The sequence below is a fragment of the Staphylococcus sp. HMSC071G07 genome (assembly GCF_001811435.1).
In the GTDB taxonomy this organism is placed as follows: domain Bacteria; phylum Bacillota; class Bacilli; order Staphylococcales; family Staphylococcaceae; genus Staphylococcus; species Staphylococcus pettenkoferi.
In genome coordinates this window covers 282,092-298,183 of sequence record NZ_KV804750.1, presented here as the reverse complement: position 1 = coordinate 298,183, position 16,092 = coordinate 282,092, and the positions used below count along the sequence as shown (strand labels likewise).

General features: G+C 38.1%; 13 protein-coding genes. 2 read left to right on the top strand and 11 right to left on the bottom strand.

Annotation, left to right across the window (positions count from 1 at the left end; genetic code table 11):
• Positions 1-2 precede the first annotated feature (2 nt).
• Positions 3-1,145 (top strand): toxic anion resistance protein, encoded by a 1,143-nt coding sequence (locus HMPREF2802_RS01475; protein WP_070502529.1) that lies wholly within the window; start codon positions 3-5, stop codon positions 1,143-1,145.
• A gap of 230 nt (positions 1,146-1,375) precedes the next feature.
• On the opposite strand, the gene brnQ is transcribed toward HMPREF2802_RS01475, so the two are convergent.
• The 5 genes from brnQ to HMPREF2802_RS01450 all read right to left on the bottom strand — a co-directional run bounded on the left by brnQ (position 1,376) and on the right by HMPREF2802_RS01450 (position 6,678).
• Positions 1,376-2,719 (bottom strand): branched-chain amino acid-like transporter carrier protein BrnQ3, encoded by a 1,344-nt coding sequence (gene brnQ / locus HMPREF2802_RS01470; RefSeq protein ID WP_070502528.1) that lies wholly within the window; start codon positions 2,717-2,719, stop codon positions 1,376-1,378.
• A 128-nt stretch (positions 2,720-2,847) separates the two neighbouring features.
• Positions 2,848-4,734 carry a vWA domain-containing protein gene (locus HMPREF2802_RS01465; RefSeq protein ID WP_070502527.1) on the bottom strand — a complete coding sequence of 629 codons (1,887 nt, stop codon included), beginning with the start codon at positions 4,732-4,734 and terminating at the stop codon, positions 2,848-2,850.
• 12 nt (positions 4,735-4,746) lie between these two features.
• Positions 4,747-5,478: an ATP-binding protein gene (locus HMPREF2802_RS01460; protein ID WP_070502611.1), complete on the bottom strand. Its 732-nt coding sequence runs from the start codon at positions 5,476-5,478 to the stop codon at positions 4,747-4,749.
• A gap of 156 nt (positions 5,479-5,634) precedes the next feature.
• Complete coding sequence (locus HMPREF2802_RS01455) at positions 5,635-5,838, bottom strand: DUF6501 family protein (RefSeq protein ID WP_002471003.1); 204 nt, start codon at positions 5,836-5,838, stop codon at positions 5,635-5,637.
• Between the two features lie 30 nt (positions 5,839-5,868).
• The gene (locus tag HMPREF2802_RS01450; protein ID WP_070502526.1) at positions 5,869-6,678 is read right to left on the bottom strand and encodes a VOC family protein; all 810 of its coding nucleotides are present in this window, start codon (positions 6,676-6,678) and stop codon (positions 5,869-5,871) included.
• 188 nt (positions 6,679-6,866) lie between these two features.
• On the opposite strand from HMPREF2802_RS01450, the gene HMPREF2802_RS01445 reads away from it, so the two are divergent.
• Positions 6,867-7,070: a Mid2-like cell wall stress sensor domain protein gene (locus tag HMPREF2802_RS01445; RefSeq protein ID WP_002470988.1), complete on the top strand. Its 204-nt coding sequence runs from the start codon at positions 6,867-6,869 to the stop codon at positions 7,068-7,070.
• Positions 7,071-7,415: 345 nt separating this feature from the next.
• Here the strand turns inward: HMPREF2802_RS01445 and sucB are convergent, their stop codons facing one another.
• From sucB to HMPREF2802_RS01410, 6 genes are all read right to left on the bottom strand, one after another.
• The gene (gene sucB / locus HMPREF2802_RS01440) at positions 7,416-8,678 is read right to left on the bottom strand and encodes a dihydrolipoyllysine-residue succinyltransferase (RefSeq protein WP_049410446.1); all 1,263 of its coding nucleotides are present in this window, start codon (positions 8,676-8,678) and stop codon (positions 7,416-7,418) included.
• 13 nt (positions 8,679-8,691) lie between these two features.
• Entirely contained in the window at positions 8,692-11,493 is a 2,802-nt protein-coding gene (locus tag HMPREF2802_RS01435) for a 2-oxoglutarate dehydrogenase E1 component (RefSeq protein ID WP_070502525.1), read from the bottom strand.
• 234 nt (positions 11,494-11,727) lie between these two features.
• Entirely contained in the window at positions 11,728-13,083 is a 1,356-nt protein-coding gene (locus tag HMPREF2802_RS01430) for a HAMP domain-containing sensor histidine kinase (RefSeq protein WP_070502524.1), read from the bottom strand.
• Complete coding sequence (locus HMPREF2802_RS01425; protein ID WP_002470995.1) at positions 13,080-13,742, bottom strand: response regulator transcription factor; 663 nt, start codon at positions 13,740-13,742, stop codon at positions 13,080-13,082. Before HMPREF2802_RS01425 ends, HMPREF2802_RS01430 begins: the two co-directional genes overlap by 4 nt.
• A gap of 643 nt (positions 13,743-14,385) precedes the next feature.
• A complete protein-coding gene (locus HMPREF2802_RS01415) occupies positions 14,386-15,000 on the bottom strand; it encodes a phosphatase PAP2 family protein (RefSeq protein ID WP_049406089.1) in 615 nt (204 codons plus the stop codon).
• An 18-nt stretch (positions 15,001-15,018) separates the two neighbouring features.
• Complete coding sequence (locus tag HMPREF2802_RS01410; protein ID WP_070502523.1) at positions 15,019-16,092, bottom strand: undecaprenyldiphospho-muramoylpentapeptide beta-N-acetylglucosaminyltransferase; 1,074 nt, start codon at positions 16,090-16,092, stop codon at positions 15,019-15,021.

Here is a 16,092-nt window from a genome sequence, read left to right as displayed (position 1 = left end):
ACATGTCTAAAGACAAAGATATCATGAATTCTCACCCCTTAGATCAATATTTAAATGATACCTCACAGACAGAAACTCATTTGCACAAACAACAAGATAATTTTACTACTGAAGAGCAACAACAAATCGATCGTTTAGCAGAGCAAATTACTCCGATGGAACATGAATCGTTGTTGAATTATGGTACAGAAGCACAGAACCAAATGTCCCAGTTCTCACATCGTATCTTGAATGAGGTTAAATCAGCAGATGTGGGACCTGTAGGCGAAACATTAAATGGGTTGATGAAAAAGTTAAAGTCTGTGAATCCTGATGATTTAAATGTGGAGAATCAATCCAAGCTCAAACGTTTGTTTAAAAGAGCTAAGGCATCAGTCAATGAAGTATTCTCTCGCATGCAATCAGTGGGTGCTCAAATAGATCGTATTTCAATAGAATTAGATAAGCATAAAGGTAACTTGAAACAAGATATCGATTTACTCGATGAACTTTATGAGCAGAATAAGCACTATTTCGATGATTTAACGTTATATATTGCAGCTGCTCAGAAGAAACAGCAACAGATTGAAAGTGAAACGTTGCCTGAATTAAGAGCGCATGCAGAACAGACAGATAATCAGATGGATGTACAAGCCATCGCCGATATGGAGCAGTTTCAAGAACGTTTGAGCAAACGTATTTATGACTTACAACTATCACGCCAAATTGCCTTACAAACTGCACCTCAAATTCGTATGATACAAAACGTTAATCAAGCTTTAGCGGAGAAAATTCAAAGCTCTATCTTAACGAGCATTCCATTATGGAAGAACCAAATGTCTATTGCACTCACTTTGATGCGCCAACGTCACGCTGTGTCTGCGCAGAAAGCAGTTACAGATACGACGAATGATTTATTAAAAACCAATGCGTCCATGTTGAAAGACAATGCTGTTGATACTGCACGTGAGAATGAACGTGGCGTGGTCGACTTAGAAACATTGAAGACGACACAAAGCGATATTATTGAGACAATTCAACAAACCTTACAAATACAACAAGAAGGACGTGCTCAACGTCAAAAAGCAGAACATGAACTCGTGGGACTGGAACAAGATTTAAAGCAACAATTATTATCAATGAAACAAAACTCTCCACGCCAGTGAGTTGAATAAAGCAATTAAAAGAGATGGAACGATAGCGGTTCCATCTCTTTTCGTATTTATATAGATGTGGCTAGACGTTAGTTGTCTATAGTTTGTTTCATTTTTACTTTGAGACAACCGTATCAATGTGTGCACCCCATCCTCCCTCTCTGCTTCACCACGCTTCTGTATAAATCCAAAAAATGCTAGGATGACTGTTCTGATTCACCCTAGCATCGCTATCATAACGTCTATTCTTTTTCATAATGAATAGGTTCTTGTTTTTTTACAAATGTAGAAATAATGTAGCCAATAATGACTGCAACCACTGCAATTGGGAACCACTCAAGTGAATAGTCTTTTAATGGTAGATTTGACATAAATGGTATTTTAACCCAACCTTGACTGTCAATCACCCCAAGAATTGAGATAATCGTTACGATTAATATCGTGAAGCGCTGTACAATAGGTTTCGTCGGTATGAAACGCGCAAGTAGTATTAAGATTACTACTGTAATAGCGATTGGATAGACCACGCTGAGTACCGGCACAGACATTTTAATCACAGAGTTAAGACCCATATTAGCTAAGATAAAGCTGATCACTGTAAATAGGATCACGTAAGATTTATAAGAAATCTTCGGAAGAATTCTATGGAAGTATTCCGATACAGATACGACCAGTCCGCAACCCGTAGTCAGACACGCAAGTGCAACGATAATACCAAGCAAATATTTACCGAACGAGCCGAAACCGACTGTCGCAATCGTTGTGAGTAGATATGTACCGATATTCTGGTCATTCGCTTTCAACTGATGCATTTGACTATCTGAAATATGCATATGGTTACCGATTGAGCCGACACAAATATAGATAATGATTAAACCAATTGCTGCAATGACCCCTGCCATGGCTGTTTGTTTAAAAATGTTATCGGCATGTGATACACCTGTCGCCTTCACTGCGTTCACTACAATCATTGAGAATGCAATCGCTGCAATCGCATCCATCGTTAAGTACCCTTCAGTAAAGCCTTTAGAAAAGCCACCTAAAGCTGAAGTATAAGGTGTTACGGCCGTGCTTTGTGCATTGCCACCGAAATCAATAAAGCCTTTGATAATCATAGCAAGAATGGTGATGAGTAATAGTGGCGTGAGTAATGAGCCCACTCGATCTACCATCTTATTAGGATTAATACACAAATACAATACGATTAAGAAATAGATTAAACTGAAAATAAATAGTGCTAAACTACTATTTGTATGCGCGATTGGCGTTACTGTCATTTCAAATGATGTAGACGCAGTACGCGGAATTGCGAACAATGGCCCTATTGTAAGATAAACGACCATTAAAAAGATAACTGAAAACTTAGGAGAAATCTTATTTAATGAGCCGATATAACCCTGTTTATCTACTGCGCCGATAATTACAGCCATTAAAGGTAAGCCAATGCCTGTCAAAGCAAAGGCGATAATGGATGGCCAGAAGAATTGACCACTTTCAAGTCCTACATTTGGAGGAAAAATTAAGTTCCCTGCTCCAAAGAACATTGCGAATAATGTAAATCCAATAATCCATGTATTCTTTCTCATGTTAGTACTCCTTTAACCAATTCATTAACAATATTTTATATTCTAACATGATAAAGAACGGGCGTCTATAAAAGTTTCAGAATATTTAAAAATAGTTATGTTAATTGTAGTTTACAATGACTCTATTACTAAAAAGATTTCAATAATAGTTTCTTTAGTAATGGTGCGAGATGGCTTGGTAAATTCTGCACACCTTCAACAAAGATTGAAAATGTACCGTAAATGTTATGAATGGTTTCTTCTATGTCTTCAGTAATCGGATCTTGACTAAGAAAGACATTGAAGACTTCTATACCCATTTTACGTGCAGTTTCAACAGCTTCGTACGTATCTAATATACCATCCTGACTATAGTTGTATGCAGACGGTTCACCATCTGAGAAGACGATAAGAAAACGTTGTTGATGAGAGCGACGAAGTAAACGTTCACTTGCGAGACGTATTGCGACACCATCTCGGTTATCATCTTGTGGTGTCAATGCCATGATACGCGCACTTTCTCTATCAAAGTGTGAGCGATCATAATTGATAATTTCATCGATAATATTAGGTTGTTCTCGATCATCTGCTTCGAAAGCGTCTTCATTGAAAGCGAGAATCTCATGTTTCACTTGTAAAGCTTTAAGCGTTTCGTGGAAGAGCACTACGCCCTTAATGGTTTCATCCATCTTGTCATGCATACTGGCTGACGCGTCGACTAATAGCGTAAACGTGGCGTCAAATTGACGACTGAGATCTTGCTTTTTATAGAATAATTTATATTGGTCGTCGATAAACCAGTTGATGAGATCCCTTTGTAGCCGCCCTTTCGTTAAGTTATGACGCTCATCTTGACGTTCACGTTCAATCGTTTTCTTAATAATTTGAGTGAGATCCTTAATTTCGTATTGTACATCTTTTTCAACTTCTAAATAGTCACTGTAATATTCAGGTAAAATGTCAGGGACATTCCAATCAACAGAGACGTTCTCATTAATACCCTTTAACGCAAAGAGTGAATTCTGACCTACCAAACCACCGAGTTCATTATCAACAGTTTGACGGCTCCCCTTGCCTTTGGTAGAGGCTACGTCAGTAATATCATCGCTCGCATCGCCTTCTCTAGCTGTATCATTATTTGATACGCTATCGCTCGTCTCACCCTCATGCAATTCCATCTCTAGATAAGAACCGCCTTCTGATTGACTGTCTTGTGCTTTCGCTTCAATCTCTGCACTTACAATATCTTCACTTGATTCTTCTGAATGTTGGTCAGTTTGACTGGCGTCCACGCGCTTCAACTGATTATCTTGCCATTCTTCCAATTCAGCATAGACCTTCTTAGGAAGATAATAATATTCATTCAACATATCTTCTTTTAACAAATCATCAATTTGGAACATGATTCTTTGCGCCATATACATACTATCTTCGGAGCATGTACAGTTAAAGAAGTCTGGTAGGTATTGGTACATTGCTACAAAGATGTCATCTAGTGAAGGATGTATCTCAGGTACATCGAAAAAATTTTGCTTGAGCACAGAGCGTTCTAAATGTAGTAGCACTAAATCAGTATACGTCGTCTTCGTTTCATAGACCTTGATTTGCGATTCAGTGTAACTCAATCGTGTCTGATTACGTAACTCAATCGCTGCACGTGTACTCGGTCGTTCTTCCACGATTTGATTCAAGATACGTTGATCTTCCAACATTTTAAAAATCTGTTGATAAAGCTTAGGATGTTTGAATTCTTGTTCTTCTATCACTTCGTTGACAATCGACGTATCCATCCAGTGATAGCCATATGCAGCAAGCATGACATCTGTCTTCAAGCCATTCGTTTCGATATCTTTAGGACGATGGGACCAGAATGTACTCGTAATCAGTGTGTTCTCAATCGGATTATAGTAAGGAAACTTTTGAATCTTCACTTGAGTTTGCGGATTGCGCAGTAACAACCGAGCTAAATCCTGCAACATCATCACTTGTTTCGCATCAAGTTGTTCGTCGTTAAACATGATAAAGCGTTCATTCATAGTTATCCCTCACTAAAAGTTTAGTTCAACTGCATTTTCAATGGCTTGCTGTTCCCGTTCATCTTCAAGTTTGTCGATAATTGTACGTTGAATCGCACGTCTGACTGGCATCACTGTAGCAAGATCACTCAAATCGATTAAGGCACGGATACTCGCAGCATCCTCTGAGATTTGGCCTTGTTTCGTCATCGTACGTAAATCGCTATTGAATTGCACGATTTGTTTAATGAGTGCCATGTCATCCAAACGAGATTGTTGGCGAATAACATCACTTAATATTGAACCATCGATATAATCCACTTGAATGACAACAAAGCGGTTTTTTAATGCTTCGTTCATCGGTAGCGTTCCTATGTAACCTTCGTTAATCGCTGCAATGACATTAAAGCCTGGTGCAGCATGAATCACTTCACCTGTGAATGGATTCGTTAATTTACGGCGATAGTCTAGTACACCATTAAGAATAGGCAACGTTTCAGGCTTAGCCATATTAATTTCATCGATGTAGAGAATATGACCTTGTCGCATCGCTTGAATCACCGGTCCATCGATAAAGACGATCTCTTGTTCACCTTTGTCATTAGTTTGAATCGTCTTGAATCCGAGTAAGCTTTCAGCATCTAAATCAACGGAGCAATTGACTTGGTGCATTGGGATGTCGACAGTTTCACTTAGTGTTTCGGCTAACTTCGTCTTCCCTGAACCCGTAGGCCCTTTAAGTAGAATGTTTTTATTCAAAGCCATTAATGATTGGGCATCTTCGAATACTGTCGCATCATTATTGATATATTGTCCTTGTGCCAAGATGTAAGCACTCCTTTTACCTATAGTTGTATACAGAAAAGAGACTGGGTAACTACGAGTAAGTCACTCCCCAGCCCTTTCCACAGTTCAATATCTTTAGATTTCTTTAAAATATGTCTTGTAGTAACCACCGACTAAACCAGAGTTATCAATAATTTGATAGTACTCTTCTGTCTCGTTAACTACATCATATTGTTGACCGACTGTAAGCATGTCTGACACTGTAAACTTATCAGCATCTGTATGCACAACTTCTACACGCTTTATCGGCGTCTTAGATTTCCATTCTTCATGTAACATAACTTTCGTTCCTTTCACTAAACTAACTATTTAATTATATTCTAAAGTTAAAATGAATGAAATACCACTCGCTTCATTAATTCGTAACGATTTTGTACTTTCTTGATCTAGTGTTTGATATGGAATACCAATATCATCAAGTTCCTCTTTAGCGAGTTGGAATTGACCTTGATCATCTGTCGCGAACTCAACCTGTTCCCCAATACCATAATCAGGTAAATCTAAAGTTTCATCAGATTGATACATGTGCAGTTCTCCGCCTAAGCCACCGTCACCGATTTGGAAGACGAGGACATCTTTATCTTCATCTTCAGACAATGTATATTCCGCAAATGCTTCAATATCAAAGACTCGGCTAAGCACTGAGCGTGTGAGCAGTAAATCATTCACGCGTAGCACTACTGGACCCAAGCCTTGAATTTGATGAAGCGGATTGACTGAACTGTAAGTGGACGGCGTTCCTAAAAGTTCACCGCTATTGTGTTCGTCAGAATAAATGACGACACGATGTCCTTCTGGGCTCATGAAATGAAAGCACTTATGCGTATTCAACATCGTGATCTCACTGTATTGGATACCATGTTCACCCAGAATCGTTTGATATTCCTGTAGTGCTTCATCAGTAGGAACACGTAAACCTAAACTGTAGATGTGTTGGTCTTTCGTGCTGTAATGTGGTATCTCTACAAAGTGAACGCGTGTTCCTGGACTTAAATCAGCATCGCCAAAGCGCAATGCTTCCCCCTTTGTCTTCACACTCATACCCAATTGATCATGGAAGAGCTTAGAAATCTTTTTCAAATTTTTAGCACCAAGTGTTACACTTCGTAACCCTGTCATATTACCACACCCCTTTTATATCTATTAACTTTAATTATAACGTATTCTGATTATGATTTATATGTTTAGACATTATGTGTGATGGATTTAAGTAGTAAAATAAGTTGTTGGAGAATTAACTATTTCTATATTAAAATATATTATAGAATAGTAGTAACGTTAAGTTCAGACGAAGGAGGTCTGTCAGTATGTTTAACTTTTGGGTATTGTTTGGAATAACGTTGTTGATTGCAGTGTACTGTGGTATTACATTCTTTAGTAATATGTCTCAATCTGTGCAGAATCGTAAAGATAATAAGAGCAAGAACAAGAATAATATTTATGGTATTGTGTTTGGTATTTTTATTGTGCTTGCAATTATTGAATTACTTGTCTTTATCTTTGTCGGATAATATCGCTTTATATATTTCAATGACTAGATCCAAGTTGGAAACATTACATTCCTGGCTTGGATCTTTTTTGATGAAAAGTCTTCCAATTAAAACTTATTGCTTTAGTGAAAGTGTTACTGTTTTCAATGCTTTCGCTTTATATATTAATAAAGCTCGGTCGTAATAGACCATTAAGAATAATTACAAATCGACAAAGTAAAGCATTTCCTCATGAACATCTCTAACGTGATTAGCAATGCGAAGAGTTACTTTCTATAGTTGATGTTGTACGATTTGCATTGTGAATCCACGTCAAAAAGCCCTTGAAGATGATTGCTCACCTTCAAGGGCTTTGTCTTATTCAAATTATGATTCAAGTAATAAGTCTTCAGGATTTTCAATTAAGTCTTTAATTGTTTTTAAGAATCCTACTGCTTCTTTACCGTCGATGATGCGGTGGTCATAGCTTAATGCTAAGTACATCATTGGACGGTTTTCAATTTTATCATCTTCAACAGCGATTGGGCGTTTGATGATTGAGTGCATACCTAAGATAGCAGCTTGGTTACCATTGATGATTGGTGTAGACATCATTGAACCGAAGATACCACCGTTAGTGATAGTGAATGAACCGTTCACCATGTCATCTAAGCCTAATTTCTTATCGCGTGCTTTAACAGCTAAGTCTGCGATTGCACTTTCGATTTCAGCAAAGTTTTTCTTATCGCAATCTCTTACGAATGGTACTAATAAACCATCGTCTGTAGATACCGCAATACCGATATCGTAGAATTGTTTAGTAATCATGTCTTCGCCGTCGATTTCAGCGTTAACTTCAGGATATTTCTTCAATGCAGCTACTGCTGCTTTAGTGAAGAATGACATGAAACCAAGTTTAGTACCGTCGTGGTCTTTGATAAATTGTTCTTTCTTGCGTTTACGTAAGTTCATTACGTTTGTCATGTCTACTTCGTTGAAAGTAGTTAACATTGCTGTTTGGTTAGAAACTTCTAAAAGTTTCTTAGCAGCTGTTTTCTTACGACGTGACATTTTTTCACGTACAACTGGTTTAGAAGGTTTAGATGATTGAGCTGGTTTGCTGTCTTCTTTAGATGAAGAAGATTGGCTGCTAGAACCACTTGGTTGATTTTGTTTAGAATCAACGTCTTCTTTTCTAACTACATCTCCTGATTTGCCCGCTAATTCGCTAAGGTCAATACCTTGTTCACGTGCATATCTACGTGCAGATGGTGTAGCGTTAACACGTTGACCTGATTGATCGCTTGAATCATCTTGTGATTGAGTATCTTTGCTATCATCACTTGATTTAGCATCATCAGATTTAGATTCTTGTTTGCTGTCATCAGAAGAAGATGAACCTGAATTACTTGGTTGACCTTCACCTACTACAGCGATAGCTTGACCTACTTCAACAGTGTCACCTTCGTCAAACAAAGTTTCTTGTAATACGCCGGCATCTTCTGATACGACCTCAACGTTAACTTTGTCTGTTTCTAATTCAACGATAGCTTCACCTTTATCAACGCTATCACCTACACTCTTTAACCATTCTGCAATGGTACCTTCTGTAATAGACTCTGCTAGTTCTGGAACTTTAACCTCTGGCATGTTGTACTTCCCCCTACTTATTATTTGTACTTTGTTCAAGTATCATATTTTGTACAAGTTTATGAATTTCGCCATCACCTTCTGCTGGAGCAGAACGTTGTATTCTTCCATGATAACTTAAATCGTATTTATCTGCAGTTAATTCTTTGAGACGTGGGTAAACGAATGACCAAGCACCTTGGTTCTTAGGTTCTTCTTGTACCCATGCAACGTGTTGTAAATTAGATAACTTATCAAGTTCAGCTTGAATTTCTTCTGAAGGGAAAGGATAAAGTCTTTCCACTGCGATAAGCTGAATTGATTCGTCAGGATTTTTAGCTAAATACTCTTTAAGGTCGATAAACATCTTACCTGATGCAAGGATGACTTTCTTCACGCTATCTGCATCGCCTGATTCTGGTAAGATCGGTTCGAATGTACCTTCAGTAAATTTACTGATAGGTTGAGAAACTGTCTTGTTACGTAACAAGCTCTTAGGTGACATCACGACGAGTGGACGCATTGCATCTGTACCTAAGCTTGCTGCTTGTGCTCTGAGTAAGTGGAAATAGTTACTAGAGCTAGATAAGTTAACAACTGTTGCGTTGTTCTCACCTGCAAGTTGTAAGAATCTTTCAAGACGTGCAGAAGAGTGTTCTGGTCCTTGACCTTCAAATGAATGAGGTAAGAATAGAGTTAATCCTGAAGTTTCTCCCCATTTAGCACGAGCACTAAATAAGAAGTTGTCAAAGATCATTTGTGCCATGTTTGAGAAGTCACCGTATTGTGCTTCCCAGATTGTCATACAGTTCTTATTCTCAACATTGTAACCATATTCAAAGCCTACAACTGCAGCTTCTGATAATGGTGAGTTGTAAACAGAGAATGTCGCTTGTTGATTAGGCACATGGTGTAATGGCACGTATTCTTGGCCATTCTCAGAATCGTGGAGCACAGCATGTCTATGACTGAAAGTACCACGTTCACTATCTTGGCCTGTTAAACGGATTGGTTTACCATCTTGAGTGATTGTAGCAAACGCAAGTTGTTCCGCTTGAGCCCAATCTACGAGACCATCTTCTTTTTCAAATGGTTCACGACGTTTTTCAAGTACTTTGTTGAGTTTCTTCAAGACATTGAAGTCTTCTGGATAAGATAACATTGCATCGTTGATTTCTTTCAGATGCTCGAATGAGAATGATTGGTCGTCACCTTTAAGTGGTTCTGCAATCGCATCAGGTTTTTGCATGTCAGGATTATCCATTTTATCGTTTTTATCAATCTTATCGTGAGCAGAACGTAATGTTTTCTTCACGCCATCGATAACTTCGTTCATTTGGTCTTCAGAAATAACGCCTTCTTCAACTAACTTTTTACCGTAAAGGATTTCAACTGAATCGTGTTTACGGATGTGTTGATATTGAACTGGGTTCGTAATTGAAGGTTCGTCCATTTCGTTGTGACCATAACGACGGTAACCTACTAAGTCGATTACGACATCTTTATGGAATTCTTTTCTAAACTCCATAGCGATTTCGATAGCTTCAATTGTCGCTTCTACATCGTCTGCGTTAACGTGCATGATTGGTACATCGTAACCTTTAGCGATGTCAGAAGAATAAGTTGTAGAACGGCCGTCATTAGGTTCTGTAGTGAAACCGATACGGTTGTTCGTAATAATGTGGAGTGAACCACCTGTTGAGTAGTCTTCTAAGCCACCTAAGTTCATAGATTCAAAGTTAATACCTTGACCTGGATATGCTGCGTCACCGTGAATGAGGATTGGCATTGCATCCTTAAAGTTTGTAGTGACTGCACCAGCTTGTTCAGTATCATCTTGAACTGCACGTGTCTTACCTAAGACAACTGGTGAAACGATTTCTAAGTGACTTGGGTTGTTTGCAAGTGAAATACTTTGTTTGATGCCGTAAGAATCTGTCGTCTTCACGCCACCTAAGTGATATTTCACGTCGCCAGACCAACCTGAAGTGAGTTCTAAACTGCCGTCTTCAGGTAAGAATTTCATTGGGTCAGTGTGCATGAACTCTGAAATCATCATTTCATATGGCTTTTCAAGCACGTGAGTTAAGACGTTTAAACGTCCACGGTGCGCCATACCGATTTCGACATTAGAAATACCTTCGTCACTAGCTAAGCGTAACGTTTGTTGAAGCATTGGTACGAGTGCGTCAACACCTTCAATTGAGAAACGTTTAGCTCCTACGAAGTTTTTGTGTAAATACTTTTCGAAACCTTCTACGTGCGCTAAATTTTTAAATAATTCAATTTTTTGTTCATTGTTTAGTGAAGCTTGGTATGGTGTCTCAATACGACGTTTCAACCATACACGTTCTTTACTATTATTAATGTGTGTATATTCAAAGGCAATTGGACCTTTATAGCGGTCTTCCATGCGTTCGATAGCTTCGTATGCATTATCGTAAATATCTTCAAAGTGATCAGATACGATACCTGCAGAAATTGTTTCTAAAGTTTCTTTGTCTAAATTAAAGTCTTCAATGTTTAATTTAGGAACATGTTCTCTGACTGGACGATTTACTGGGTAAATGTCAGCTAATAAATGCCCGTATTGACGGATGTTGTCGACTAAGCGCATAACACGTTTAATCGTGCTGTCGCTTTGTGAACTAGTTGCATCCGAGCTTGCTTTGTTTACGATGTTAGCTTCACCGTCTTTAATTGTACTAAAAAGGACTTGTAAATCTTCAGGAACTGATGATGGATCTTGTAAATAAACATCATATAGGTCTAACATATATCCAAGATTTTGCCCGAAATTTACAGGTGCCTCAGTTACCTGTTTTTCGTTGCTCATTTATTACACCCTCCACAAAATAGTTGAAACGCTTACAACACAATAATAGCATTAAAAGTGTTCAAATTAAAGTACTTATCACACCTTATATAAAAAAGCAGGACTCCGAATTATAAATTTTTTAATCAAGGTACGATGACCAAGATTGAATTTAAACTTAGAGTCCTGCTAAGTACTGTTACTTACTTTATTCACAATTATTTACAATTCAAACATCAATACGCGCTCATACGACTAGAAACGAATATGGAACGTCGTATATTCGCCTACCACACTTTCAACTATAATTGAGCCTCCATTATGTTCGATGAGTTTCTTCGCTATGGATAATCCCAGTCCATTACCACCGAGTTTGCGTGAACGTGACTTGTCTACGCGATAGAAACGGTCGAAGATAAACTCTAAATCTTCTTGAGGAATTCCAACGCCATGGTCAGTAATGCTAATCGAAATTTGCTTGTTGCGTAATTGAGTTTTGATCTTAATGTATTTATTGTTCTGGTCATATTTAATCGCATTATCGATGAAGATGATCAGTATTTGCTCAAGTTGATAGCGATTAATTTCTTTCAGTAATGGCTTAGGGTAAGGCTCAAATTTAAAGGTGTAGTCTTCATGTAAGCGCGCCAGTGATTTAATTCGCTGTTTAATTTCTTTATTAATATCGACACACTCTACTTCAGATGCGTGTTGTGTGACATCATCTTTCGTGAGTAAGAGGAGTTCTTCAACGAGTTTCGTGATACGTGTCATCTCTTCAAGCGAGATATTGAGTGATTCTTCGAGGACTTCCGGGCTTTCCTTACCCCAACGTTTAATTAAATTCAGATGTCCTTGAATGATTTGCAGTGGCGTTCTGAGTTCGTGTGACGCATCTTCTACGAATTGACGTTGTTGGTTAAAAGAATCTTCTAAACGGGTCATCATGGCGTTAAAGGTTTCGATTAAATTGTCTGTTTCGACATAATTGGTCGGTAACTGTATCTTTTCTTGAAATCCATTACGTCGAATGAGCTGCATTTTATCTGATAAAGTGACTAGAGGCTTTGCAATCTGAGATGAGAAAAAGTAACTGATGAGTGCTGTGATTACTGTAGCCAAGATTCCAAATGTCACCGCAAAGAAGTATAACGAATTAACGAGCGTATTATAGTTCTCTAACGAGTGAATAACCACACTATAGCCGTGGAATTTAGCAGAATCGATGCGCTGTGTGAGAACGAAATAAGCGGTGTGATGATTCTTAACCACTTTCACCTTGTTTAAATGATGCGTGTGTAACTGAGGATGATACGTAATCGAATTGTCATTGGACGCATCAATTAGTTCTTTGCCTTTGTCGTTAAAGACGATGACCTTCTGGAAGTTGCCTAGAGAGGCATTTAAATCGACGGTCGAGATATGCTTGTAAGGTGTTTCTTCAAATAATGAACCGATATCGTTAGAACTACGTTGCGCTTCCTCTAACTCATTGTTGCGTAATGCATTACTCAAATAGAAGATAATGATGATACTAAAGATGAGGATGGTCGTAAATGTAATGGTCGTAGTGATGACCATCCATTTGGTACGTAATCGCCGTTGCTTCATTGTCGTATCACATATCCTACACCGCGGACGGTCTCAATGTATTTATCCATATGATAAGGCTTTAATTTGTTACGCAAATAACGGATATAAACGTCGACCACATTCGTTTCTACTTCGGTGTTGAATCCCCACACGTTTTCAATGATTTGTTCCCTGTGCATGACATGATTACGATTGGTCGCAAGTAAGAAGAGAAGATCATATTCCGTCTTGGTCAATTCTAAAGTGTCATCATCTACCGTCACTTTAAAGGCGTCGATATCGATGACGAGACCATTAATATTAATTATATTCTTCTGCGGTTGTCTACGCATCGTTGCACGGATACGCGCCAACAATTCCTCTATTTCGAAAGGCTTCACAATATAATCGTCTGCGCCGTAGTCAAGGCCAGTTACTTTGTCATATGTATCGCTTTTCGCAGTGATAATAATGATAGGCGTTTGTTGCTTTTGGCGGATTTGACGGCAGATTTCTAATCCGTTCACGTGTGGCAACATTAAGTCTAATAAGATTAAATCATAATTGTGTTGGAGCGCACGATCTAGTCCACTTCTACCATCGTTCTCAATATCTACTAGATAATTCTCATGTTTGAGTTCGAGTTCGATAAAACGTGCTAAGTTCTGTTCATCTTCAACAATGAGTATTCTCGTCATATTTTACACCTCAGAGTTTAATTCATATGATTACGTAATTGTTTGTAAACAACATCATATCGCAACTCGGTTAAAAGGTAAACGTCTTTTTTCTGACAATCTTTAGAAAAATGAAAGCGTGAGATTGCTTTAATAGCGCCTTTTAAGAAGAAGTTAAAAATTTTCTTGAAAAAAGTTGCCATTTCTAATTGACAACCATTCTCAGTCATGTATAATTGTAGTTGAAAATGATTATCAATACCAAATGAACTATTCCCCCCACACATATTTCGTTCTAATTGGATTGATCATTTTCACAATATCCCCTTTTATATGCCCGTAAAAGACTAACGTTGCGAGACAACGTGTTATTAAATAAAAACCGGTTTGCCATACATAAACCGGTTTTTATCATACGTATTACAAAGACTTAAAGACACATGAAAGCGACACAAAGTTTCCAGTGAACGGAAATTGTGTCGCTTTTTTGTTGACTAAACGTGTACTCAAACTTAAGGAGATGAACGCCCTCCTACTACACCCTTAAAGTTTTCTATCTATAAAATACCGCTCTAGGCCGTTAACCATTCTAGAGCGGTACTCATATGATATATATTTACTTTGTTATCACTAGTGAGTTTTATTTTATACAACAATAACGTCACTAAATCTGCAGTTTGTGTCGTAAAATGAGTGTCGAAAGTATCAAGGAACTGCCGCCACCTAATAGTCCTGCCATGATATCAGTCGGATAATGTACGCCTAAATAAATGCGTGAAGAACAAATACCGAGAATAAATAGCGTACAAATGATATAAACGACAATTCTTGCTTTCGATTTGATTAAACGATGAGCTAAGTAAATCAAGCTACCAAAGAATGCAATGGAGCCCATCGCATGCCCGCTCGGAAAGCTATAACCTGATGCTTCAACGAGTCGCAATACAGTCGGTCTTTCACGATCAAAGATGTTTTTTAATAGCGGATTGAGAATCGTTGAAAGTCCCATCGTAAACACGAAGAACAGCATTTCTACATAATAGCGTTTGAGCGCAAGATAGATGACCAAGATCAATGATAAGACGGCCATCGTATAAACTTCACCGATCTTCGTAATTCCTATGAAGAACGTAGTTGTAAGAAAGCTTTCAGATGAGAAGATGAAATGATAGACACCATTATCAACTTCACGTCCGATTTGGGCGCCGTGATATAAGGCGATTAAACTAAAGAGTATGATACAAATGATCAATATGAGTATACGTTTCCATCTCGTCATAAATACTACCTCTTTCGTTTAACCTAATGCATCTGTAATAAATTTATTAAATAAGTCTTCTTTAGTATAGCTTTCTTTGTAATCATGCATTGCATCAATGATCGTTGAACGATGTGCTTCGATATCTTGCAACTCATCAATCAAACGATGTTCAGTGAGTTGATCTTCAGCTATCATACGTCCGTAACCTTTAGCTTCAAAGTTCTTCGCATTATCAATTTGGTCGCCACGTGATTGGTCTAAGCCAAGTGGAATGAGTAACATTGGGATATTTAATGTTAAAAACTCATAAATGGCATTAGAACCGGCACGACTGATAACCGTATGCGTGATAGCGAGCAAATCAGTTAAATCATCTTTCACGAATTCAAATTGCTTATAACCTTTCACATCATTGAGTGACGAATCGAGCAATCCTTTACCTGTTAAATGAATAACTTGGTATTTTTCGAGTAATAAATCGAGATTTTGACGAATAATGTCATTTAACTTTTTACTTCCTAAGCTGCCACCCATCACCAATAAGACAGGTTTCTTATCAGTGAACTCAGTGAGTTGGTAACCACGACCTTTGTCACCGTGAAGTAAATCTTGGCGTACCGTGGCACCAACGAAGTCAGCCTTGTCTTTCGGTAAGTATTTGACTGTATCCTCAAACGTCGTATAGATTTTTTTGGCGAATTTGAGTGCAATCTTATTCGCTAAGCCTGGTGTTAAATCAGATTCGTGAATGATCGTAGGAATCTTTAAAGATTTCGCAGCGATAACTACAGGGACTGACACAAATCCTCCCTTAGAGAATAAGGCATCAGGACGTTCTTTCTTCAGCACTTTGCGCGCATCTAGAATGCCTTTCAGCACTTTAAAGACATCTTTAATATTTTCGAAAGAGAGGTAACGTCGTAGTTTACCACTTGATATTGTATGATACGTGATATCAGGAAGTTGTGACTCAATCATTTCTCTCTCTATTCCTTGCTTTGAACCGATGTAGAATGCTTGATGGCCTTGTTCGATAGCAGTGGGAATAAGACTGAGATTGACTGAAACATGTCCAACTGTTCCTCCACCTGTAAATGCTATTTTTGCCAT